Origin of the sequence: Caulobacter henricii (assembly GCF_001414055.1) — a bacterium.
GTDB classification, from domain to species: Bacteria; Pseudomonadota; Alphaproteobacteria; order Caulobacterales; family Caulobacteraceae; genus Caulobacter; species Caulobacter henricii.
The window spans coordinates 1041015-1065716 of the sequence record NZ_CP013002.1; the positions used below are offsets into that span (position 1 = coordinate 1041015).

At 65.8% G+C, this 24702-nt stretch carries 16 protein-coding genes; 11 read left to right on the forward strand and 5 right to left on the reverse strand.

Annotated elements, in window-relative coordinates; all coding sequences use genetic code 11:
* The first annotated feature begins 366 nt into the window (after positions 1 to 366).
* The 3 genes from AQ619_RS04925 (at position 367) to AQ619_RS19325 (ending at position 13048) form a co-directional block, all read left to right on the forward strand.
* Positions 367 to 8535, forward strand: a complete 8169-nt coding sequence (locus AQ619_RS04925) for a hypothetical protein (RefSeq protein ID WP_062145071.1) — start codon at positions 367 to 369, stop codon at positions 8533 to 8535.
* 174 nt (positions 8536 to 8709) lie between these two features.
* Positions 8710 to 10746 carry an O-linked N-acetylglucosamine transferase, SPINDLY family protein gene (locus tag AQ619_RS04930; RefSeq protein WP_062145073.1) on the forward strand — a complete coding sequence of 679 codons (2037 nt, stop codon included), beginning with the start codon at positions 8710 to 8712 and terminating at the stop codon, positions 10744 to 10746.
* Positions 10747 to 10756: 10 nt separating this feature from the next.
* A complete protein-coding gene (locus AQ619_RS19325; RefSeq protein WP_062145075.1) occupies positions 10757 to 13048 on the forward strand; it encodes an FkbM family methyltransferase in 2292 nt (763 codons plus the stop codon).
* A gap of 73 nt (positions 13049 to 13121) precedes the next feature.
* Here AQ619_RS19325 and AQ619_RS04940 read toward each other — a convergent pair whose 3' ends face one another.
* The 5 genes from AQ619_RS04940 to AQ619_RS04960 form a co-directional block, all read right to left on the reverse strand.
* On the reverse strand, positions 13122 to 13940 hold the full coding sequence (locus AQ619_RS04940) for an HTD2 family dehydratase (RefSeq protein ID WP_062145077.1): 819 nt from the start codon (positions 13938 to 13940) through the stop codon (positions 13122 to 13124).
* On the reverse strand, positions 13940 to 15121 hold the full coding sequence (locus AQ619_RS04945) for an acyl-CoA dehydrogenase family protein (protein WP_062145079.1): 1182 nt from the start codon (positions 15119 to 15121) through the stop codon (positions 13940 to 13942). Before AQ619_RS04945 ends, AQ619_RS04940 begins: the two co-directional genes overlap by 1 nt.
* 142 nt (positions 15122 to 15263) lie before the next feature.
* On the reverse strand, positions 15264 to 15734 hold the full coding sequence (locus AQ619_RS04950) for a hypothetical protein (RefSeq protein WP_166504143.1): 471 nt from the start codon (positions 15732 to 15734) through the stop codon (positions 15264 to 15266).
* On the reverse strand, positions 15731 to 16324 hold the full coding sequence (locus tag AQ619_RS04955) for a response regulator (protein WP_062145082.1): 594 nt from the start codon (positions 16322 to 16324) through the stop codon (positions 15731 to 15733). The genes AQ619_RS04950 and AQ619_RS04955 overlap by 4 nt, the downstream gene beginning before the upstream one ends.
* Positions 16325 to 16477: 153 nt before the next feature.
* Entirely contained in the window at positions 16478 to 16759 is a 282-nt protein-coding gene (locus tag AQ619_RS04960; RefSeq protein WP_174515171.1) for a hypothetical protein, read from the reverse strand.
* Positions 16760 to 16880: 121 nt separating this feature from the next.
* Between AQ619_RS04960 and ccoN the strand changes: the two genes are divergently transcribed.
* From ccoN to ccoS, 8 genes are read left to right on the forward strand one after another with little or no spacing between them, the layout of a single operon-like run.
* The gene (gene ccoN, locus AQ619_RS04965; RefSeq protein ID WP_062145084.1) at positions 16881 to 18530 is read left to right on the forward strand and encodes a cytochrome-c oxidase, cbb3-type subunit I; all 1650 of its coding nucleotides are present in this window, start codon (positions 16881 to 16883) and stop codon (positions 18528 to 18530) included.
* 8 nt (positions 18531 to 18538) lie between these two features.
* Positions 18539 to 19282, forward strand: coding sequence for a cytochrome-c oxidase, cbb3-type subunit II (ccoO, locus tag AQ619_RS04970; RefSeq protein ID WP_062145085.1), 744 nt, complete (start codon positions 18539 to 18541; stop codon positions 19280 to 19282).
* Complete coding sequence (locus tag AQ619_RS04975; protein WP_062145088.1) at positions 19279 to 19446, forward strand: cbb3-type cytochrome c oxidase subunit 3; 168 nt, start codon at positions 19279 to 19281, stop codon at positions 19444 to 19446. The genes ccoO and AQ619_RS04975 overlap by 4 nt, the downstream gene beginning before the upstream one ends.
* Positions 19446 to 20315 (forward strand): cytochrome-c oxidase, cbb3-type subunit III, encoded by an 870-nt coding sequence (gene ccoP, locus AQ619_RS04980; protein WP_062145090.1) that lies wholly within the window; start codon positions 19446 to 19448, stop codon positions 20313 to 20315. Before AQ619_RS04975 ends, ccoP begins: the two co-directional genes overlap by 1 nt.
* A gap of 5 nt (positions 20316 to 20320) precedes the next feature.
* Positions 20321 to 21817, forward strand: coding sequence for a cytochrome c oxidase accessory protein CcoG (gene ccoG / locus AQ619_RS04985; RefSeq protein WP_062145091.1), 1497 nt, complete (start codon positions 20321 to 20323; stop codon positions 21815 to 21817).
* On the forward strand, positions 21814 to 22308 hold the full coding sequence (locus AQ619_RS04990) for a FixH family protein (RefSeq protein ID WP_062145094.1): 495 nt from the start codon (positions 21814 to 21816) through the stop codon (positions 22306 to 22308). The genes ccoG and AQ619_RS04990 overlap by 4 nt, the downstream gene beginning before the upstream one ends.
* Positions 22305 to 24485: a heavy metal translocating P-type ATPase gene (locus tag AQ619_RS04995; protein WP_062145096.1), complete on the forward strand. Its 2181-nt coding sequence runs from the start codon at positions 22305 to 22307 to the stop codon at positions 24483 to 24485. The genes AQ619_RS04990 and AQ619_RS04995 overlap by 4 nt, the downstream gene beginning before the upstream one ends.
* A complete protein-coding gene (gene ccoS / locus AQ619_RS05000) occupies positions 24482 to 24649 on the forward strand; it encodes a cbb3-type cytochrome oxidase assembly protein CcoS (RefSeq protein ID WP_062145098.1) in 168 nt (55 codons plus the stop codon). Before AQ619_RS04995 ends, ccoS begins: the two co-directional genes overlap by 4 nt.
* Positions 24650 to 24702: the final 53 nt, after the last annotated feature.

Below are 24702 nucleotides of genomic sequence, written 5' to 3' on the forward strand. Positions count from 1 at the left end.
ATCACCTGGTTCATCAGGACCGGTGTGAGAGGGATCGACATGCTGATAAGCGATCCCGATGCAGGGTGCAGGCAAGCGTCTGCAGCGACCTTTGCGTGATCCTAGGTCCGGGTCAGTCAACAAATAAGATATTGATATTTATAAATGTTGCCGGGTTTCCGCGTCTCGTTGGGCGCGCGCTCAGATCCTTGCCCAGGGCCGCCTGACGCTGCGTCCGCGTGTCCCGTTGAAACCTCTTGGAAAGAAAATATGGTTACCAAAACTCGACCTTAACGGGTCTGAGTCGCGGCCGGCATCTCCCGGTCTCGGTTTCTACACTGCTTAGAGTCGCGCGCGCTCCGTGCGGACCCCGGCCAGGACAGCTGAATGTCGATCTCGAGCCTCTCCGCCGCTCAAATCTCGGCCCTTCCGGCCAGCGTCATCCAGTCGCTGTCGACCACCGAGATCCAGTCGCTCAGCTCCACCCAGATCGGGGCCATCAACGCCAGCGGCATCGAGGTGCTGGCCGATACCCAGGTTGCGGCCCTCAGCTCGACCCAGATCAAGGCCCTCACCACTACCCAGATCCCGAAGTTTGCGCCGAACGTCGTCTTCGACGTCAGCCAGCTGACGACCCTCAGCGGTCAGCAGGTTTCGGCCCTGACTTCCACCCAACTGGCCGGCCTGGACACCTCGCACATCGGCGCGCTGAGCGCGACGCAGGTCAGCGTTCTGTCGGCGACGAATTTCTCGGGCCTGGTGGGCACCCAGGTGGCGGCTCTGTCGAGCACCCAGATCAAGGGCATGACGGCGACCCAGCTGAAGGGTCTGTCCACCACCGATATCGGCGAACTGGCCAATACCCAGGTACAGGCCCTGACCGTCGCCCAGCTCGGGGCCCTGTCGGGTGCCCAGGTCTCGACCCTTGATCTGACCCAGGTGGCGGCCCTGTCCACGACCCAGATCGGCAGCCTGACCGCGACCCAGCTGAAAGGGCTGAGCACCACCGATATTGCTGAACTCTCGACCACACAGGTTGGGGCCCTTTCGGCGTCGCAGGTCGGTAGCCTCGCCTCCACCCAGGTCTCCGCCCTGGCTGATACCCAGGTGGCGGCGCTGAATGCCACCCAGGTCAAGGGCCTGACGGCGGGCCAGCTGAAGGATCTGTCGACCGCCGATGTCGGCAAGTTGCTCGACACCCAGGTGGCCGCCCTGACCGCGACCCAGGTCTCGTCCCTGACCGCGACCAACCTGTCGAACCTGGACGCCACCCAGACGGCGGCGCTGAATGCCACCCAGATCAAGGCCCTGACGACCACCCAGGTCAAAGGCCTGAATGCTGCGGATATCGGCGAACTGTCGGAAACCCAGGTTTCGGCCCTGACGACCGCTCAGGTCGCCGTGCTCGACACGACCAATCTGAAGGCCCTCTCGACCACCCAGGTCGCAGCCCTGTCGGCGTCGCAGATCGGGGCCCTGAGCGTGACCAACGTCTCGGCCATGCTCGACACCCAGGTGGCGGCCCTCAACGCCACCCAGATCAAGGGTCTGACGACCTCCCAACTGGCCGGCCTGACGACCGGTGACATCGCCGAGTTGGCGGACACCCAGGTCGCGGCCCTGACGGCCACACAGGTTTCCGCCCTTAGCGCGACCGGCGTGTCGGCGCTCAACGCCACCCAAACGGCGGCGCTCAATGCCACCCAGATCAAGGCTCTGACGGCAACCCAGCTCAAGGGTCTGACGGTCGGCGACATCGGTGAACTGGCCGATACCCAGGTGGCGGCCCTGACGCCGACCCAGCTGTCCAACCTTTCGGCGACCAATATCTCGGCGCTTGACGCCACCCAGACTGCCGCCCTGAGCGCCACCCAGATCAAGGGTCTGACCAGCACCCAGATCCGTGGCCTCAGCGCCGGCGACATGGCCGAGCTCTCGACCACCCAGATTGGGGCCCTGACCGCGGATCAGGTCAAGTCCCTGACCGAAACCAACATCTCTGCCCTGGTCGACACGCAGATTGCGGCCCTGACCAATACCCAGGTCCAGGCCCTGACCACGACCCAGCTCAAGGGTCTGTCGGTCGGCGACATCACCGAGCTTTCGGCGACCCAGGTCGGTGCTCTGGGCACGGCCCAGATCAGCGCCCTTTCGGTCACCAACCTGCAGCAGCTCTCGACCACCCAGATCGGTGGCATTAACGCCACCCAGATCGCCGCCCTGTCCAATACCAGCGTCACCCTGCTGGCCGACACCCAGTTCGCGGCGCTGAGTTCCACACAGATCAAGGGCCTGACTGTCGGCCAGCTGGGCGCGCTGACCACCGCCAATGTCGGCTATCTGGCCGATACCCAGGTTGGAGCCCTGACCGCGACCCAGATCGGCGCTCTCACGGCGACCGGTGTCTCGGCGCTTAATGCGACCCAGACGGCCGCGCTCAATGCCACCCAGATCAAGGGCCTGACGGCCACCCAACTGAAGGGGCTCTCGGCCGGCGACATCGGTGACCTGGCCGACACCCAGGTTGCGGCCCTGACTGCGACCCAGATCGGTGCCCTGTCGGCCACGGGCGTCTCGGCCCTGAACCAGACCCAGACGGCGGCGCTGAATGCGACCCAGATCAAGGGCCTGACCGCCACCCAGCTGGGTGGCCTTTCGACCGGCGACATCAGTGAGCTGGTCGACACCCAGATCCAGGCCCTGACCGTCGCCCAATTGGGCGCGCTGTCGGCGACCAATGTCTCGGCACTAGACGCGACCCAGACCGCCGCCCTGACGGCGACCCAGATCAAGGGTCTGACGACGACCCAATTGAAGGGCCTGACGACCACCGACATCGGCGAACTGACGGGCGACCAGATCGGTGCCCTGACCGCCTCGCAGACGGCGGCCCTGGCCGTGACCAATCTGCAAGCCCTGTCGACGACCCAGGTCGGAGCCCTGAGCGCCGCCCAGATCGGCGCCCTGAGCACGACCGCCTTCTCGGCCCTGGTCGATACCCAGATCGCCGTCCTCAATGCGACCCAGATCAAGGGGCTGACCGCGACCCAGTTGGGGGCCCTGACCACGGGCGATATCGGTGAGTTCGCGGACACCCAGGTGGCGGCCCTGACCGCGACCCAGGTGGCGGCCCTGAGCGTCACGGGCCTGTCCGCCCTGAACCAGACCCAGACGGCGGCCCTTAACGCTACCCAGATCAAGGCCCTGACGCCGACCCAGCTGAAAGGCCTGACGGCCGGTGATGTCGGCGAACTGGCCGATACCCAGGTGGCGGCCCTGACCGCGACCCAACTGGGAAGCCTGTCGACCACGGGGGTCTCTGCCCTCAACTCGACCCAGACCGCCGCCCTGAATGCCACCCAGATCAAGGGCCTGACAGCCACCCAGATCAAGGGACTGTCGACCGCCGACATCGGTGAACTGCTCGACACCCAGGTCGCGGCCCTGACCGTCGACCAGGTGAAGGCGCTGTCGGAGACCAATATCTCGGCCCTGAGCCAGACTCAGGTCGCGGCCCTGACCGGCACCCAGGTGGCAGCCCTGACCACGACCCAGCTGAAGGGGCTGTCGACCGTCGATATCGGCGAGTTGTCGGCGACCCAGGTCGGCCAACTGGGCGCAGCCCAGATCAGCGCCCTGTCGGTGACCAACCTGCAGGAACTGACCACCACCCAGATCGGCGGCCTGACCGCCACCCAGATCGGGGCCATTTCGACGACCAACATCGTCGAGCTGGAAACGGCGCAGTTGCGGTCCCTGAACGAAACCCAGGTCAAGGGCCTGACCGCAGCGCAGCTCAAGAGCTTTGGCGCTGACGAAATCTCCGCCCTCGTCGACACCCAGGTCGCCGCTCTGACGGCAACCCAGGTCAGCGCCCTGTCTACAACGGCCATCAATGCGCTCGATGCGACCCAACAGTCGACCTTGTCGACGACCCAGATCAAGGCTCTGACCACCACCCAGATCGCCGGGTTCAACGGTGGCAACACGTTCTTCCTGCTCGACACCCAGGTGGCGGCCCTCACTGGCACGCAGCTGGCTGCGCTGAGCACCGGCAATCTGATCCAGCTCGCCAACAACGACACCCAGCAGGCTGCCCTGACCACCACCCAGGTCAAGGCGCTGACAACGACCCAGGTCTCAGGCCTGAACGGCAGCCTCGCGCAGTTCGATGTCACCCAGATCCAGGCCCTGACCGCGACCCAGGTCGGTGCGTTCCAGTCCGGATCGACCGGCTCTCTGAACGCCACCCAGGCCGCGTCACTGACTACCACCCAGGTCGGGGCCCTGAAGGGAGACGCTCTTCAGACCTTCTTCGCGGCGCAAGGCGCCAACATTCAGTCGACCCAGATCCCGGCCTTGACGACCTCGCAGATCGCAGGCCTGCCGGGGGGCTTGGCCATTGGATTGCTGAATGAGACCCAGTTCGGGGTGTTCAGCGCTACCCAGATCGGCGCGCTGAAGATCTCCGACATCCTCGCTCTGACCAACGAGGATATCGGCGTCCTCTCGACCACCCAGATCAAGGGCTTCACCACGTCGCAGATGGCGGCGATGAACCCCGGCGTCACCGACGCTTTGGTTGGGACCCAGATCGAAGCCTTTACCACCAGCCAGATTGCGGCCCTGTCGGCCACCAGCTTCAAATATCTGGATGAAACCCAGGCTGCGGCCCTGACCACGACCCAGATGAAGGCCCTGACCGCGACCCAGCTGAAGATGCTGGATCCGAACGACCGGGATGACTTCAGCGGCACCCAGCTGTCGGCCCTGTCGGCGGCCCAGGTCAGCAGCCTGACGGCGGACTTTGTCTCCTATCTCGACGAAACCCGCACGGCCGCCTTCACGGCGACCCAGATCAAGGGTCTGACGGCAACCCAGCTGAAGGGCCTGACGACCACCGATATCGGTGAACTGACGTCGACCCAGGTCGGTGCCCTGACGGGTGATCAGCTCAAGGCCCTGGCCGATACCGCGATCGCGGCCCTGAGCGAGACCCAGGTCGCCAGCCTCAGCAATACTCAGATCCAGGCCCTGACCACCACCCAGCTGCGTGGCCTGGCGCCGACCGACATCGGCGAGCTTTCGGCCACCCAGGTCGGCGCACTCGCCGTCGCCCAGATCGCTGCCCTGACCGTCACCGGCCTGCAGTCGCTGTCGACGACCCAGATCGGCGGAATCAGTGCGACCCAGATCGCCGCCCTCGCGGCCACCAGCATCACCCAGCTGGCCGATACCCAGATCGCGGCTCTGAGCACGACCCAGATCAAGGGCCTGACGGCCGGCCAGCTGACCAACCTGTCGGCCGCCAAGGCCCAGGGCCTGGCCGACACCCAGGTCGGGGCCCTGACCGCCACCCAGCTGGGCTCGCTGACCGCGACCGCCTTCTCGGCGCTTGACGCCACCCAGGTGGCCGCTCTGAACGCCACCCAGATCAAGGGCCTGACGGCGACCCAGCTGAAGGGGCTGAACACGGGCGATATCGGCGAACTGGCCGATACCCAGGTCCAGGCCCTGACCGTTACACAGCTTGGCGCGATGACGGCGACCGGCATTTCTGACCTGAATGCCACCCAGACTGCGGCCCTGTCCGCGACCCAGATCAAGGGTCTGACGGCAACCCAGCTGAAGGGTCTCTCGACCACTGACATGGCCGAACTGTCGCCCACCCAGGTGGCCGCCATGTCCGCCGACCAGCTTAAGGCTCTGTCGGAGACCAATGTCTCGGCCATGAGCGAGACCCAGATTGCGGCCCTGGCCAATACCCAGATCCAGGCGCTGAGCACCACCCAGCTCAAGGGCCTCTCGGTCGGCGATATCGGTGAGCTGTCGGCCACCCAGGTCGGGGCCCTGAGCGCCGCCCAGATCGGGGCCCTGTCGATCACCAATCTGCAGGCCCTGAGCACGACCCAGATCGGAGGCATGTCGGCGACCCAGATCGGCACGCTGTCGGCCACCAATGTCAGCCTTCTGGCGGACACCCAGTTTGCCGCGCTCAGCACGACCCAGGTCAAGGGTCTGACGAGCGCCCAGCTGGCGGGCCTGACCACCGGCAATATCGGTGATCTCGCCGACACCCAGATCGGGGCCCTGACCGCCACCCAGATCGGCGCGCTCAGCGCGACCAGCGTCTCGGCTCTGGATCAGACCCAGACTGCGGCTCTGTCCGCGACCCAGATCAAGGGCCTGACGGCCAGCCAGTTGAGGGGCCTGTCGGCCGTCGACATCGGTGAACTCGCCGATACCCAGGTCGCCGCCCTGACTGCGACCCAGTTGGGTAGCCTGTCGAACACCGGGGTCTCGGCCCTGGCCGGCACCCAGGTGGCCGCACTCAACGCCACCCAGATCAAGGGTTTGACGACCACCCAGCTCGCGGCCCTGAACACCACGGATATCGGCGAACTGGCCGACACCCAGGTCGGTGCCCTGACGGTGGTGCAACTGGCGGCTCTCAGCGCCACCAATGTTTCGGCTCTGAACCAGACCCAGACGGCGGCGATCACGACCACGGCGATCAAGGCTCTGACGACGACCCAGATCAAGGGCCTCAACACGACCGATATGGGCGAGTTGTCTGCCGACCAGATCGGGGCCCTGACCACTTCCCAGATCGCAGCGGTGGACGTCACCAACCTGCAGGCCTTGTCGACCACCCAGGTCGGCGCCCTCAGCGCGGCCCAGATCAGCGTCCTGTCCGCCACGGCTGTCTCGGCGCTCGCCGATACCCAGGTCGCGGCCCTGAACGCCACCCAGATCAAGGGTCTGACCGCCTCGCAACTGGCCGGGCTGAAAGTCACCGACATCGCTGAACTGGCCGACACCCAGATCGCCGCCCTGACGCCGACCCAGCTGACCAGCCTGTCGGCCACCAACCTGTCGGCGCTGGACGCTACCCAGGTCGCGGCCCTCAGCACGACCCAGATCAAGGGTCTGACGGCCACCCAGCTGAAGGGTCTGAGCACGGCCGACATCGGCCAGTTCTCTGAAACCCAGATCGGCGCCCTGACGGCGGATCAGCTGAAGGCCCTGTCCGAGACCAATGTCTCGGCTCTGGCCAATACCCAGGTCGCGGCCCTGAGCACGACCCAGGTCCAGGCCCTCACGGCAACCCAGCTCAAGGGCCTGTCGATCACGGACGTCGGCGAACTGTCGACCACCCAGGTCGGTGCCCTGACCGCCGCCCAGATCGGTGCCTTTACCGCGACCAACGTCCAGCAACTGTCGACCGGTCAGATCGGCGCGTTGAGCGCGACCCAGATCGGCGGCCTGACCACCACGGGCGTCAAGGCGCTGTTCGACACCCAGATCGATGTGCTCAACACCACCCAGATCAAGGGTCTGACAGCGGCCCAGGTCGGTGCCTTGACCGTGGATCAGGCCTACAGCCTGGTCGACACCCAGATCGCAGCCCTGACCACGACCCAGGTCGCGGCCCTGGGCAGCAATATCCGCACCTTTGACGCCACCCAGTTCGGGGCGCTGAACGAGACCCAGGTCAAGGCCATCACCACGACCCAGCTGGCGGCGATGGACGATCTGGACATCGGTTCTGACTTCACGACCACCCAGATCGCCGCCTTGTCCGCGACCCAGGTCGGGGCCTTCAATCCGAGCGTCCTGCCCGGCATGAGGGATACCCAGGTCGCCGCGCTGAGCACGACCCAGGTCAAGGGCCTGACGACGTCTCAGATGGCGGCCCTGACCACGACCCAGGCCGGGGCCCTGGCCGACACCCAGCTGGCCGCTCTGAGCCTGCTGCAACTTGCGGCCCTGAACGCTACCAACCTGTCGGCCCTGAACGAGACGCAGGTGGCCGGCCTGTCGGCAACCCAGGTCAAGGGGCTGACCAATACCCAGCTCAGGGGCCTGTCGACGACCGATATCGGCGAGCTTTCGGCGACCCAGGTCGGTGCCCTGACGACCGGCCAGATCACGGCCTTCGCCACGACGGCCCTGCAGGCCCTGTCGACCACCCAGGTCGCCGCCCTGAGCGCCTCGCAGCTTGGAGCCCTGACCTCGACCGGCTTCTCGGCCCTGGCTGGAACCCAGGTTGCCGCGCTGAACGCCACCCAGATCAAGGGTCTGACGACCTCGCAACTGGCGGGCCTCTCGACGGGAGACGTCGGCGAACTGCTTGATACCCAGATCGCCGCCCTGACCACGACCCAGCTGGCGTCGCTGAGCGCGACCAATGTCTCGGCCCTCGACGCCACCCAAACGGCGGCGCTGAGCACGACCCAGGTCAAGGGGCTGACAACGAGCCAGATCAAGGGTCTGTCGACCACGGATATCGGCGAGCTGTTCGACACCCAGATCGCGGCCCTGACCACCAGTCAGGTCGCGGCCCTGACCAATACGGTGATCGGCGGGCTGACGACGACCCAGGTGGGATCGCTGCTGGGCACCCAGTTGGCCAGTCTGACGACGACCCAGCTGGACAGCCTGACCACGACCAGCATCTCGGCCATGACCGCGACCCAGGCGTCGGCTCTGACGACGACCCAGGTCCAGAGCCTCTCGGATCCGCAGATCGTCGCCTATCTGGGCGTAACCTAAGGTTCATAGGTTGGCCGGCGCCGCATCGCGGCGTCGGTGGCCGGGCCTGCCAGGTGACCGTCAGGCTGTGCCGCGTCCGGAATGAGCCGCGATTGGTGAGGTTTGACGGGCGTGCCAACATCATGCGTCGCGAGTCGGACGCTCTCCGGTTCCGCAGGCGCGCTTGAGAAGACCATGGTTGAAACTGACGACCTCGCCGTCCTCCAGACGATCACGACGCAGGGCCTGCCGCTGGGCGACCTGATCAACGTCGCCGGGCGCTATGCCGAGGCCGGTCAGGCGGTCATGGCCGAGCAGATCTACAAGATCTGGATCCAGTTCAATCCGGACCATCCCCAGCTTTTCATTGCGCTGTTCAATTGCGCGACCCTGCAGTCCGCGCTCGGTTCGAGCCCGGCAGCGATCGCCAATCTGGAGCGGGCGATCGCCCTCAATCCCGACTTCATGCCGGCCTATATCAATCTGGGCGGCTTGCAGGAGCGGGCAGGGGGGCTCGAGGCGGCCATAGCGACCTGGAACGCTGCGGCGACCCGCCCCTTGGCCGTCACCGGCTCGAACGCCCATTATGTGTTTTCGGCCTACAAGCAGATGGCTCGTGCCCTGCTTGAGGCCCAGCAGAGCGGACGGGCCGAGGCGGCCCTCTGGCGCTGCGCCGATCTCGACCCGACGCAGCTGGACGCCATCAGCCAGCTGGTCGCTGCGCGCCTGGCCCAGTGCAAGTGGCCTGTGCTCGAACCGTGGGAGCGCGTCGACCGTCGCGCCCTTCTGAAAGGGATCAACCCCCTTTCCGTGGCCGCCTATTCCGACGACCCGCTGCTGCAGCTCGGGGCGGCGGCCGCCTTTACCGAACGCGACGGCAGCTGCCTGCCGGAAGCCATCGTTGCTGAACGCCGTAATGCGCCCATCGACCTGACCGGGCGTCGCCTGCGTGTGGGTTATGTCTCCTCGGACCTGCGTGACCATGCCGTCGGCTATCTGATGGCCGAGCTGTTCGAGCTGCATGACCGGGAAAAGGTCGAGGTCTTTGCCTATTATTGCGGCCCGCCGGCCACGGACGCTCTCAATGCCCGGACCCGTGCCGCCGTCGAGCACTATACCGATATCCGTGGCATGACCGACGACCAGGCGGCCCGCGCCATTGCCGATGATCAGATCGACATTCTGGTCGATGTGAACGGCCACACCCGCGACGCACGAACGTCCGTCTTCGCCCGCCGTCCGGCCCCGATCCAGGTCAACTGGCTGGGCTATCCGGGCACCATGGGCAGCTCGTTCCACCACTACATCATCGCCGATCCCTGGATCATCCCGCCGGAGCTGGAAGGCTTCTATTCGGAAACCGTCCGGCGGATCCCCTGCTACCAGCCCAATGACCGCAAGAGGATCGTGTCGGAGATCAGGCCGAGCCGCGCCGAGGTCGGCCTGCCCGAGGAGGCCTTCGTCTTCTGCTGCTTCAACGGCCCGCAGAAGATCACGCCCTTCACCTTTGGGCGCTGGATGGAGATCCTGAAGCGGACGCCGGGCAGCGTGCTGTGGCTGCTGGACAGTAATCCCGAGACCAATGCCCGGCTGCGCGAGCAGGCGCGCCTGCGCGGCATCGAGAGTGAACGTCTGATTTTCGCGCCCAAGCTGGCCAATCCCTTTCACATGGCCCGTTATCCCCTGGCCGACCTCTTCCTGGACACTGCGCCCTACGGTGCCCACACGACGGCGTCGGACGCCCTGTGGATGGGCGTACCGGTCCTGACGCTGTCGGGCCGGGGCTTTGCTTCGCGGGTCTGCGGCAGTCTGGTGCGCTCGGCGGGTTTGGCGGAACTGGTCTGTGAAAGCGCCCAGGACTATGTCGAACGTGCCGTGGCCCTGGCCGGGGACCGAGCGGCGACGCGGGCGCTCAGCGAGCGACTGGACGCCAATCGCGCCTCCTGCGTGCTGTTCGATATGGACCTCCTGGTCCGCAGCGTCGAGGAGCTGTTCCTCGAGATGGCTGCCGACTACCAGTCCGGCCAGCGTCCAAAGCCGGCCATGGCCAATCTCGACACCTATCTGGAGATTGGTATCGGACTGGATCGGGATGATCGCGAGATGCTCACCGAACCGGCCTTCGCGACCCTGTACAAGGCAGCTCTGGCCCGTCGGCATCAGGCCCGTCCGCTAGGCCCTGACAGCCGGCTCTGGACGGCCGAGGACATCGCCGCAGCCGAGCGCCCATGAGGATCCGCCGATGAGCCGCCCGCACCTCGAAGCCTTGAGGCGCGAGGGCTATGCGCCCCGGACGCTCCTGGATGTCGGCGCGCATCTTGGCGAGTTTACCCAGGGCTTTCTTGAGGTGTTTCCCGGCTGCCTGCCGACCCTGATCGAGCCCAATCCCCATTGCCGTGAGGCGCTGTTGCGGCTGCCGTTCGAGCGCCATGCGGTGGCGGCCTCGGACGGGGCAGGGACGGGGGTGCTCTTTCTCAGCAAGGACTGGCTGCAATCCACCGGCAGTTCGCTCTATCGCGAGAACACTGCCTATTTCGACGACGAGACCGCGATCCGCCATGAGGTCGAGAAGGCAAGGATCGACGACCTTCTCGCCGGTCGGCAGTTCGATTTCGTCAAGATCGATACCCAGGGCTCGGAGCTGGATGTCCTGGTCGGCGGTGAGACTGTGCTGGCCAAGGCCGACTTCATCCTGATCGAGGTGGCGCTGGTCGACTACAATCTCGGTGGTGCCCAGGCCGAGGATATCTTCGCCAAGATGGCGCAGATGGGTTTCCGGTGCGCCGACGTCATGGAGTTCAGTCGCTTTCCGCAGGTGCAGGACAATGCCCTGCTGCAGATCGACGTCCTGTTCGAGCGCGCCGACCGGCTCCGTCGCCCGGAATCGCGGCCGGTCGGTGCCCGGGCAGACGAGGTCCTGGCCTTGGCTGAGCGCCTCTTCAACGAAGAGCGACCGGCCGACGCCCAGGTCCTGTTCGAGCACCTGCTGGGCGGGACCCATGACTATGCCGCCTGGGTCGGCCTGTCGCGCTGCCACCTGGCCGCCGGCCGGGGCTTGGAGGCCTTGCGGGCCCTGGTCAGGGCCAAGGCGATCACGCCTGATATCCAGGCCCTCTGGCCCCTGATCCAGCAGCAGACGGCTTACGGCTCCCAAGTGTTCAACCGGCATATCTCCCTGGGCGAGATCGCCCTGGCCGAGCCCTATGCCTCGGTGATGGCCGACCTGATGCCGGGCGGCGTCCAGATGGTCAGCGCGGCCATGGGCTGCCATCAGGCCCTTGGGCAGATGGATCAGGCCCTGGCCTTTGCCCGCCGCCTGAATGTCCTGGATCCCTCCCATGCGGGGGCCCTGACCCTGCTGGCCGACGAAGCCCGGGCCCGGGGAGACCAGGCGGCCGAAATCCGACACCGCGCTGTCCTTGCGGTCTCACCGGACAAGGACATTCATCCACTGGTGCGGCTGCGCGACTTCCATGAGGCTATGAGCCTGTTGCTGTGCCGGCCACTTGCGGATGCGGACATCGCCCTGTTGTCCAGTCTGGCCGCTGAAGTCCCCAATGTGGCGGTCGGCGATCTGTTGTCAGATCCGGAATGGGCCGACTGGGTGCACCACTATCGGGCCTTGCTGGGCGCGCTCGACATCGCCTCGATCGTAGAGCCGACCCCGCCACCGGCGGCCGATCCCCCCGCCCAGTACCTGACCGCCACAGGACAGGCGCTCGATACAGCGGGCCTGCAGGCCCTGGCCGACCGACTGGCTGTGAACGTGGTGTTCTTCGCCGCCGCCGACGAGAAGTATGTCGAGCAATACGGCCGCTGGTACGCCCTGTCAGTGTTGCGGCACAGCGATGTCTCCAGCCTGGTGGTGATCCATGTGATCGGCGGCGGCGAGCGGCTGGCCCAGGCCGTCAAGGCGGTCGGTGTAACGGACGAGCGGTTGATCTTTGTCGGCGACGACTTTGAGGCGTCTGCTGTCCTTACCCGCTGCTACGACGCGCCGCCCAAGGGGCTGATCGCCCTGCCGGTCGCCCATTTCCAGTCCGTGCGGTTTCAGCGCCTCGGTGGCCTGCTGCAAACCCTGGGACGGCCGATCTTCGTCTCCGATATCGATCTCCTGCTTCAGCGCGGGGTCAGCGACCTGTTGCAGACCTGGGTCCAGGCGGATGTCGTTTTCAACGAGAACGGCAAGAATCTCGCGGCGGGCTCACGGATCACGGCCAACCTGCTGCTGGTCAATCCGACCGCCAATGCCATCCGGCTGTTTGCCTATTTGCGGGCCTATCTCGACGACCGACTGGGTCGTGAGGTCGTCACCCGCTGGATTGACCAGGTCGCCCTGCTGCTGGGCCGCCATCACCTGATGCGCCATGTGCCGGATGCGGTGCTCGGCTGTTTCGACACGACCAGCGACATCAACAACATCATGTTCGAGAGCTATCAGGAGCACCCGTTCCGCTTCTTGTCGCTCTATCACGGGTTCGATACCTCGAGCCTGGAGAACGATCCGCGCGTGCTGGGCCCGGAAGCGTCCTGAGGATCAGGGTCCGGAGGCGGTCGATAAGCAGGTCGGAGGCCTCGCGGATCAGCTGACTGCCACAGGCCTGGATCTAGGGCGCGAATTCCACCTGCGCGGTCATGGCCAGCCAGCCCTCGGCCGACTGTGCCCACAGCTGCGCCCCGTCATCGATGTACCTGCCGCAGACCTCGAACGGCACGCCGTCGAACAGCGGCCGCAGGGCCCTGAACGAAAACCTCGTGACCGCGCGGCCCGGCGGGACTGCCTCCAGCAGGCAGAGCGCGATCAGCGGGCCCTGCACCACCAGACCAGGATAGGCTTCGACTTCCACGGCATAGGGCCGGTCATAGTGGATGCGGTGGGCATTGAAGGTGGCGGCCGAGAACCGCATTAACATCGTCGCGTCAGCCGTAACGGTCTTGCGCCAGTCGGCTGCATCGGGTGCGGCGGTAGGGGCGGGCAGAGCCTCACCCGGGACCGGTGCCGGGCGATAGACGATGGTCTGGGTTTCGGCGACACGAAGAATGCCACCTTGCGAGATACGCCGTTCGACCTCGACGAAGGTCAGCACGCCGCTTTGTCCGGTCTTCTCCTTGATCGCGGCGATTCGTTCGACCCACTCGGTCTCGGCACCGGCCAGGAGAGGGGCCTCGAACCGCAGGTCGGCCGCCGCGAACATCCGGCGCGGCGCGGCGACGGGTGGCATGAACCCGCCGCGCAGGGGGTGGCCGTCCGGACCGATCTGTGACTGCCGGGGCGTCTCGACGGCGCAGGCCCAGTGCCAGGCCGGCGGGACCTGCAGCGGGACCTCAGGACGGTCGAGCACGGCCCCGAGGCGCGCCAGGTCGCCGGGTGCCAGCGCCTCGACCCTGCGCCGTTCGCGGCCGATCCAGTCCGATATCTGCGCCATCAATAGGATCTCGGCAGGCCCAGAACGTGCTCGGCGACATAGGCCAGGATCATGTTGGTGGAGATCGGGGCCACCTGGTAGAGCCGCGTTTCGCGGAACTTGCGCTCGATGTCGTACTCTTCGGCGAAACCAAAACCTCCATGGGTCTGCAAGCACATGTCAGCGGCCGCCCAGCTGGCTTCAGAGGCCAGGAGCTTGGCGATATTGGCGTGCTCGCCGCAGGGCAGGCCCGCCTCATAGCGGGCGGCCGCATCATAGACGGTCAGCCGCGCCGCATGGCCCTGGGCATAGGCCCGGGCGATCGGGAACTGAACGCCCTGGTTTTGACCGATCGGCCGATTGAAGACCCGCCGCTCATTGGCATAGTCACGCGCCTTGCCGATCAGCCAGCTGCTGTCACCCAGGCACTCGGCGGCGATCAGGATCCGCTCGGCGTTCATGCCGTCGAGGATATACTTGAAGCCTTTGCCCTCCTCGCCGATCAGGCTGTCGGCCGGGATCACCAGGTCGTCAAAGAAGATCTCGGTGGTGGCGTGGTTGAGCATGGTGGCGATCGGCTTGATCGTCAGGCCGTGGCCCCTTGCCGCCCGCATGTCGACCAGGAAGACCGACAGGCCCTCGCTCTTCTTGGCCACCTGCTCCTTGGGCGTCGTGCGGGCCAGTAGCACCATCAGGTCGGAGTGCTCGGCCCTGCTGGTCCAGACCTTTTGCCCCTTGATTACATAGGTGTTGCCCTCGCGGCGGGCGAAGGTGCTGATCGAGGTGGTGTCGGTGCCGGCGGTGGGCTCGGTGACACCAAAGGCCTGTAGCCGGATGGAGCCGTCGGCGACGGCCGGCAGCCATTGGGCCTTCTGCGCAGCGGATCCATGCCGAAGCACCGTGCCCATGGTGTACATCTGGGCGTGAAGCGCGGCGGCATTGCCGCCATTGGCATGGACCTCTTCGAGAATGGTCGCTGCCGCGGTCAGGCCAAGGCCGCTGCCGCCATAGGCTTCAGGAATCAGGACGCCCAGCAGGCCGGCTCGGGTCATGGCCTGGACGAAGTCGGTGGGATAGGCCTTCTCGCGATCCAGGCCGCGCCAGTAGCTGCCGGGAAAGTCGCGACACAGGGCTCGGACCGTGTCGCGCAGGGCCTCCAGCAGCTGGGGGTCGGTCGCTGTCGCGGCGGGGTTGGAACTCATGATGCGGCCCTGGGCGAATCCATTCGGCGCGTCCGTATCGAACGCGCGTTTGGGATCAGCTTAGCGGCATTGGGCCAGACCGCGAGAGACTTGAGGCACCTCCCCCAAGGTCAAGGCGTCGATTGATGGCAGGCAAGGGGCTTCAGGCTGCGGCGGCCTTGGCCGCCTCGCGGGCCTTGGCGAGAATTCGGCCAAGCCCGTTGAGGATCGACGCCTGGTCAATCTCGGAGTCCAGCCGGCGATGCAACAGCCGCAGACTGGCGATATGGACCGATATGCCGGCCTTGGTGGTTGGATCGTTCGGCAAGGCCTCGTCCAGCAGTTCGCACAATGAACGTGCCGCGCGCTCGACCCCGCCAATCCGCTCGGCGAGCGAGAAATTGATGATGTCGCCCGAAAGCCGGTATAGCGTCGGAATATTGTCGACATCGAACGGGTTTGAAAGCTGCTCAAGCTCGGCCAGGGCCTCGTCGATCGAGCCCAGCAGGGGCTCGCGCAGGGTCTCAAGCGCCGCTTCGGCGCGTGCCAGGGCTTCCTGGGCATAGATGCCGCCCGGCTGGCTGATCAGCTCGGCCAGTCGCGGCTTCATCCGGGTTCGCTTTACCTCGCTCACGCGGCGGTCCTTTGCGGTTTCACCAGCTGATCTAGTTCGGTCTGGCTTAGGTTTTGATCGGCGGCCTCACCGACCTCTGCTGCCTGGTCATCCCGACGGCGACCATCGGGATGCTCGAGCGGCGGACCGGTGTTTCGCCAGCGGCGGTCAGGCCCGACATAGACATCGCATTCAATGAAGGCCCGATCCGAGCGGGCGACCCAGAGAATGCGCTCAAGCATGACATGAGGCGAAACCGGCTTGGTGACGATGAAGCTGGCTCCGCAATCGCGGGCGCGGACCACATCGCGCATGGGCGTGTGGGCCGAAACCAGGATGACGGGCGTCTGGCGCAGGGTGTCGTTGGCCTGCCGCCTGAGCCAGTGAATCAGCTCGTAGCCATCGACATCCTTGATCTGGGCATCGGTGAAGATCAGATCGACGGGGCGCGCCTTGAGCTCGTCCTGGGCCTCGCGGCCGGTCTGAACACGGACAACATTGCGAAGGCCGAAGCCTGCCAGGACCGAAGCCAGGATGTCTTGCGCCTGACTACTGCTGTCCGCGATCAGGGCGCGGGCCTTCTCCAGGTTGATCATGGTTGAAGGCAGCATGGCGGGCCCCGGGCGTCTCGGCAATTAGGCCCCACCCGGCTTAAGATATCCCCCAAAATCTGGGTAAACGATTGATAAGGATGCTCATCCTGGGTAGCGCCCGCCAGGAAAGGGCGAGGTCGACCACAAACACGGCCTCCGCTTAAGGCTTGTCTAGCCTGCGCCTGGTGGGCTCTGGGATGCCAGGGCTGCCGGACGGCGCAGGTCGCGCCAGCGCAGGGCGAGGCTCGTCATCAGCGCCAGACTGGCCAAGACGGTCGCCGGGCAGGCCGGGCAATGACCCGCCAGCACTGATAGATCCTGGGCACTGCTGCAGATCGGTCCCGCCAGCAGGCGCGGCGCTGCCTGCCACAGGGCGACGCCCCAGCTGAACACGGCGACTGCAGCCAGGGCGGTCTGGGTCTTGCCCCAGATCTGGGCGGTGAGGTCGGGCATCGGAGACTCCGGAAGACTGGTTGCCATCTCATTCAGCTCTCCAAACTCTGCTTTGATCCGGATCAAAGTGGGACTGAACAGATCGTGGGAGGCAGGGCCAAGTTCGCTGAACGGAGTCCGAATGTCCGCCCCGTCTCTCCCTGATACAGGCCCGCCCGCAGGGTCGGCCGCGTTACTCGCCTTCGCGATCGTCGGTGCCTTTCTCGCCATCATGGGGACGGGGCTCAGTCATGATCCGATCTTTCAGCTGCAGGCCGGCACCTTTGCCCTGGCTGCGGTTCTGACGGCCTTCATGCTCAATGCCGGACTGGCGTCGGGCAGTCTGCGGGACGAGCCGGACCGCTACAGCGACAATGTGATCAAGGCCGGGGTCATCGCCACCATGTTCTGGTGTGCGGCCGGCCTCGCCGTCGGGGTACTGATTGCCGCCCAGCTGTCCTGGCCGCGGATCTTCTATTTCCCTGAGCTCGGCTTCCTGAACTTCGGACGCCTGCGGCCCCTGCACACCTCGGCAGTGATCTTTGCCTTTGGCGGTAACGCCCTGATCGCCACCTCGTTCTGGGTCGTGCAGCGTACCTGCAAGGCCCGGCTGGCCGGGGGCATCGCGCCCTGGTTTGTGTTCTGGGGCTATCAGCTGTTCATCGTCATGGCCGCCACCGGCTATCTGATGGGCGCGACCCAGGGCAAGGAATACGCCGAGCCCGAATGGTACGTGGACATCTGGCTGACCATTGTCTGGGTGGCCTATCTGCTGGTCTTCCTGGGCACGCTCTGGAAGCGCAAGGAGCCGCACATCTATGTGGCCAACTGGTTCTATCTGGCCTTCATCGTCACCATCGCCCTGCTGCACCTGGTCAACAATGCCGGGGTTCCGGTCGGTCTGCTGAACCACAAGTCCTACGGGGTTTTCTCGGGCGTCCAGGATGCCCTGACCCAGTGGTGGTACGGGCACAATGCCGTCGGCTTCTTCCTGACCGCCGGCTTCCTGGCCATGATGTACTATTTCGTGCCCAAGCGCGTTCAGCGTCCGGTCTACAGCTATCGCCTGTCGATCGTGCACTTCTGGGCCCTGATCTTCATCTACATCTGGGCAGGCCCGCACCATCTCCACTACACGGCCCTGCCGCAGTGGGCCCAGACCCTGGGCATGACCTTCTCGATCATGCTGTGGATGCCCTCCTGGGGCGGCATGATCAACGGCCTGATGACCCTGTCGGGGGCCTGGGACAAGCTGCGTACCGATCCGGTAGTGCGGATGATGGTTGTCTCGATCGCCTTCTACGGCATGAGCACCTTCGAAGGTCCGGTGATGTCGATCCGCGCAGTCAATGCGCTGAGCCACTACACCGACTGGACCATTGGTCACGTGCACTCCGGGGCCCTGGGCTGGGTCGGCTTCATCAGCTTCGGCGCGATCTACTGCCTGGTGCCCTGGCTGTGGAAGAAGAAGGAGATGTACTCGAACAAGCTGATCGAGTGGCACTTCTGGATCGCGACCACCGGGATCCTGCTCTACATCGCCGCGATGTGGGTGTCGGGCATCATGGAAGGCCTGATGTGGCGCGAATACACGCCCCAGGGCTTCCTTGCCTACAGCTTCATCGAGACGGTCTCCGCCAAACACGTCGAGAACATCATCCGCACGCTTGGCGGCGCGATGTACCTCGCCGGTGCCGTAATCATGATCGTCAACATCTGGCGCACGATCCTGATGCCTTCCCAAGCCACGTCTGAAGAGACGCCGGCCGCCCTCGCTCCTGCGATCGCCTGAGGTCCCTGATGTCTGTCTGGAAACACCACGCCAAGTTCGAGCGGCATTCGCTGCTGCTCATCGTCGGCATCCTCGTGGTCGTCTCGATCGGCGGCCTCGTGGAAATCGCCCCGCTGTTCTGGCTTCAGAGCACGATCGAGAAGGTCAACGGCATGCGTCCCTACACGCCGCTCGAACTGGCCGGCCGGGACATCTATGTCCGCGAGGGCTGCTATCTCTGCCACTCGCAGATGATCCGCCCCCTGCGTGACGAGGTCGAGCGCTATGGCCATTACAGCCTTGCGGCCGAGAGCATGTATGACCACCCGTTCCAGTGGGGGTCCAAGCGAACGGGTCCCGATCTGGCCCGTGTCGGCGGCAAGTACTCCGACTCCTGGCACCGCGATCACATGACCGATCCCCGGTCGGTGGTGCCGGAATCGGTCATGCCGCCCTACAAGTTCCTGGCCGAGAAGGAGCTGGATTACAGCGATATCGCCGACAAGATGCAGACCCTGCACACGGTCGGCGTCCCCTATACGAAGGACCAGATCGCCAGCGCCAAGAAGGATCTCGAGGCCCAGGCCGATCCCTTCTCGACCGATGCGGTCGGGCTGCGCGGACGCTACGGCACCAAGGTGGTCAACCGCGACTTCGACGGTAATCCCGACAAGATCACCGAGATGGATGCCGCCATCGCCTATCTCCAGATGCTCGGCACCCTGGTCGATTTCAAATCCTACAAGGCCCAGGCTCCGGAGAACCAGAGATGAGCGGGCTCACCTACGAAACCGTGGCGCGGTTCGCCCAGCAGGCGGGGCTGATCTATTTCGGCCTGATCTTCCTGGCGGGCGTCGTCTACGCCCTGTGGCCTTCCAAGAAGGCGGAATTCCAGCATGCCGCGCGCATGCCGCTGGATGACGAGGAAATGCTCTGATGGCGTCCGAACGCGAAACCGATGACGTCTCGGGCGTCGAAACCACCGGTCACGAGTGGGACGGCATCCGTGAACTCGACAATCCGCTGCCGCGCTGGTGGCTATGGACCTGGTACGGCACCATTGCCTTCGCAGTGGTCTACATGATCCTGATGCCCGCTTGGCCGGGCCTGCATGGTTACACCAAGGGCCTGTTGGGTCAGTCCGATCGGGCCAAAGTGACCAGCGATCTCGCGGCTCTCGATGTCCACCGGGGTGCCGGCGCGGCGATGATCCGAAAGGCCAGCCTCGCCCAGATCGAGAGCGATCCCCAGCTGCAGGCCTATGCCCAGCAGGTCGGTCAGTCCGTGTTCGGTGACAACTGCGCCACCTGTCACGGCATCGGCGGCACGGGCGGCAAGGGCTATCCCAATCTGCGCGACGATGTCTGGCTCTGGGGTGGTACGCTGGAGGATATCCAGCACACCATCACGGTCGGCATTCGCGCCGATCACCCCCAGACCCGGACCTCGCAGATGCCGGCCTTCGGTCGGGATCAGTTGCTGGAACCGGCGGCGATCAGCGACCTGACGGAATATGTGGTCAAGCTGTCGGGCCGACCTGCTGATGCCGGAGCCGTAGCACGCGCCGCACCAGTCTATGCCAGCCAGTGCGTCGCCTGCCACGGTGCTGACGGTCGCGGCATGCCGTCGGTCGGTGCCCCGAACCTGACGGACAGCGAATGGCTCTACGGATCCGACCGTGTTGCCATCCGGGGGCAGATCTTTGCCGGCACCGGCGGGGTCATGCCCACCTGGGGCAACCGCCTCAGCCCTGAGACCATCAAGGCCCTGTCGGTCTATGTCCATGCCAATGCGGGCGGTCAGTAGGGCCCATGCCCACCCTCATCGACAACACCCACCCAAAGCCTGAAGCCCGAACGACGGTCTCGGCCGCCGCTCGGGCCAAGGGCAAGGGCGACGCCAGGGGCGGACTCTACAAGCCGCGCGAGCCGATCTACCCCAAGCTGGTTTCTGGCCGCTGGCGGACGATCAAGTGGGCGCTGCTGATCGTCACCCTGGCGATCTATTACATCACGCCGTGGATCCGCTGGGCCCGTCCTGGCGATCTGCCGCAGCAGGCGGTGCTCGTCGATTTCGCCGGACGCCGCTTCTACTTCTTCGACATCCAGCTTTGGCCACAGGAAGTCTATATCTTCACGGGCCTGCTGGTGATCGCCGCCCTGGCCCTTTTCCTGGTCACCGCCCTGTTTGGCCGGCTGTGGTGTGGCTATGCCTGTCCCCAGACGGTCTGGACGGATCTCTTCATCGTGGTCGAGCGGTTGTTCGAGGGCGACCGCAATGCCCGCATGCGCCTCGACGCCCAGCCCCTGTCGTTCGACAAGGCCTGGCGCAAGACTGGCAAGCACCTGACCTGGCTGGGCATCGCCTTCGGCACCGGCGGAGCCTGGATCTTCTATTTCCATGACGCGCCGACCCTGATCCGAACCTTCTGGATCGGGCAGGGGGCCATGACCGCCTATGTCTCCTGCGCCCTGCTGACCGCCACCACCTATGTCTTTGCCGGCTGGATGCGCGAGCAGGTCTGCACCTACATGTGCCCCTGGCCGCGGATCCAGGGGGCCATGCTCGACGAGCACTCCCTGCAGGTGGCCTATCTGCGCGACCGCGGTGAACCCCGCGGTGCCCACAAGAAGGGCCAGTCCTGGGAGGGCCGGGGCGACTGCATTGACTGTCAGCAGTGTGTCGTCGTCTGTCCGATGGGCATCGATATCCGTGACGGCAGCCAGCTGGAATGCATCAATTGCGGCCTCTGCGTCGACGCCTGTGACGATATCCTCGGCCGACTGGGGCGTCCCACAGGCCTCATTGCCTATGACACCGACTCTGCCGTCGCGGCCCGTGCCTGCGGTCAGAAGGCGGTCTACAGGCCAATCCGGCCCCGGACCATCTATTATGCCCTGGCCCTGGTCCTGGTGTCGGGCCTGACCCTGTGGGGCCTGATCACAAGGCCCCTGGCCGATGTCCATGTAATCCGCGACCGCAACCCGATCTTCGTGCGCATGCACGACGGGGCGGTGCGCGATGGCTATACCCTGAAGATCGCCAACCGGACCTTCGAGGATCGTCAGTTCGAGGTCGCCTTCGCCGGCCTCGACGGCGCGCGCCTCAGCCAGCCGGGGCGGCCGGCGGGGTCCAGCGTTTCCATCCTGGTGCCTGCTGACGAGGTCGTCGCTGCACGCGTCTTCGTGACCGTGCCGCCCGATGCCGACCGCCCGCACAGCCTTCCTGGTCGCTTTATCGTGCGCTCGGGCGAGATCCAGTCCGACGCCAAGACCGTCTTTCTTTCCGGAGCCGCGAATCCGAAATGACCCATCTCGCATCCTCGCTGCCCCCGGCTGAAAAGGGACGCATCACCGGCTGGCATGTTCTGGCCGGCATGGTGACGTTTTTCGCCCTGATCATTGCCGTGGACACCCTGTTCATCGTCCAGGCCTATCGCAGCTTTTCGGGAGAGGTGGCTTCAAACCCCTATGAGGCCGGACTGGCCTTCAACCGCACCCTGGCCCAGCGCCAGCGCGAGGAAGCGCTTGGCTGGGCCGCCGTGATCGAGCGCCCCGAGCCCGGCGTTGTCGCCCTGCGGATGTCGGACAAGGCCGGGCGGCCGCTCTCAAACCTGTCTCTGACAGGGGTGCTGGAGCGTCCGGCGACTGAAACGGGCCGGCAAACCCTGAACTTCAAGCCGGCGGGCGAGGGTTGGTACCGGGCCGAGGCGCGACTGGACGGGGCCTGGGATCTGCACGCCACCGCCCGCAATGCGAGCGAAAAGTTCGAGATCGAAAGCCGTCTGGTGGCTCCATGACCGCGTCTCTTGCCGTTCCTCGCGATCTCGAGGCCTTCGTCCGGCGTGATGCCTCGGGCAGGGGGCGGCTGGAGTTGCTGGTCAATGGGGCCCGCTGCGCCGGCTGTATCGGCAAGATCGAAAAGGCCGTCGCCGCCTTGCCCGGCGTGGACGGCGCGCGCCTCAACCTGACGACCGGCAAGCTGGCGGTCGATCTCAGGGCCGTATCGGCCAATCCTGATCGGGTCGTCGAAGCCGTTGAAGGTCTGGGCTACCGAGCCTGCCTGTTTGACCCGAGCGAGGCCGCCGCCGCCCAGGACCGGGAGGGCCGCGAGCTGGCCGTAGCCCTCGGCGTCGCGGGCTTCGGTGCCGGCAACGTGATGATGTTCACCGTCCCCGCCTGGGCAGGCCTGTTCGGCCAGGAGCTGAACGCCTCAACCCTGACGGTGATGTACTGGATGGCGGCGATCATCGCGACGCCCTGCGCCCTGTTCGCCGGCAGGCCTTTTTTCAGGTCGGCCTGGGCCTCCTTGCGGCGCGGCAAGGCCAATATGGATGTGCCGATCTCGATCGGCGTGATCCTGACCCTGATCGTCAGCTTTTCCGAGACCATTCTGGGCGGGCCACACGCCTATTTCGACGCGGCGGTCACCCTGCTGTTTCTGCTGCTGATCGGCCGCTACCTGGATCACCGCCTGCGCAGTACAGCCCGGTCGGCGGCCCGCGACCTCCTGGCCCTGCAGACACCGTTCGCCGTGCGGCTGGTCGGGCCCCTGGAGCAGGGGGTTCCGATCGCCGAGGTTCGGGTGGGCGACCGCCTGGTTGTGGCACCGGGCGACCGCATTCCCGTCGATGGCCGCGTGGAAAACGGGCAGTCGACCCTCGACAATGCGCTGATCACCGGTGAGACCGCCGTGGCCGCTGTTGCTCCCGGCTCGCCCGTCCATGCCGGCGCGCTCAATCTCAGCGGCCGTCTGGTGATGGAGGCCACGGCGCGCAGCGAGGATTCCACCCTGGCGGCTATCGGTCGCTTGATGGAGGCCGGGGCCCAGAGCCGTTCCAACTATGTGCGCCTGGCGGACAAGGCGGCCGCTCTCTATGTCCCCGTGGTTCATAGCCTGGCGGCCCTGACCTTCGTCGGCGGCTGGGCCCTGGGCCTGGGGCCGCGCGAAGCCCTGCTGCGGGCCGCTGCTGTTCTGATCGTCACCTGTCCCTGCGCGCTGGGCCTGGCGGTGCCCGCCGTCCAGATCGCCGCCAGCAGCCGGCTCTTCCGTCGCGGGGTGCTGGTCAAGTCCGGGGCCGCGCTGGAGCGCCTGGCCGAGATTGACCATGTGGTCTTCGACAAGACAGGTGTCCTGACAGAGGGTCAGCCCCGGCTGCTTGATGCGCCCGCTCATCTGGTCGCCATGGCCGCGCCACTGGCCCGGGCGTCACGTCATCCCCTGGCGCGTGCCCTGGCGGCCGAGGCCGGTGCTGGACCCGTTGCCGAGGCCTGTGTGGAAACCGCCGGCCAGGGCGTCGAAGGCCTGATCGACGGCCGCCGCGCGCGCCTTGGCCGAGCAGCCTTTGTGGGCCTGCAGAGCGCGGGCGCGCTCGAAACCGAACTTTGGTTCGGGTTCGAGGATGATGTGAAGATCCGCTTCGCATTCGAGGACCAGCCGCGCGCCGACGCCGCCGCGACCATTTCAGGCCTCAAGGCCATGGGGCTGAGCGTGGAGATCCTGTCCGGCGATCTGGCCGGGCCGGTGGAACGGGTGGCTAAGGCTGTGGGACTGGACGTCACCGCTTGGCGCGCCGGTCTGACACCCCTCGAGAAGTCTGCGGCCATCGATGCGTTGAAGGCCTCCGGGCGGCGGGTCCTGATGGTGGGAGACGGCCTCAATGACGCCGCTGCGCTGGCCCGGGCCCATGCCTCCATGGCCCCGTCTGCGGCGGTGGATGCAGCACAGAGCGCGGCCGATCTGGTTTTCACCGGCGAGCGCCTGTCGGTGGTCATTGAGGCCATTGTAACGGCCCGCACAGCCAGACGGCGCGCCCTGGAGAATTTCGCCTTCTCGGCCCTCTACAATGTTGTCGCGGCTCCGGCGGCCATGGCCGGTCTGCTCAATCCGTTCATTGCCGCCCTGGCGATGTCGGGCTCATCGATGGTCGTGCTGCTCAATGCCCTGCGGCCCGGCTCGGTCAGGATGCCCAAATGACGATCCTGCTGTTTCTGGCCCCGGCTTCGGTGGCTCTGGGGGGCCTTGGTCTCGCGGCCTTCCTGTGGACCATGAGGTCGGGTCAGTATGATGACCCCAAGGGCGATGCCGAGCGCATCCTGTATGATCATCTGGAAGACCTTCCGCCGCCGCGCGCCGATTGATCCAGATCACGGTTGCTGGGGGAGCAGCATGGAAAAGTCGCGGTCGAGTTTGA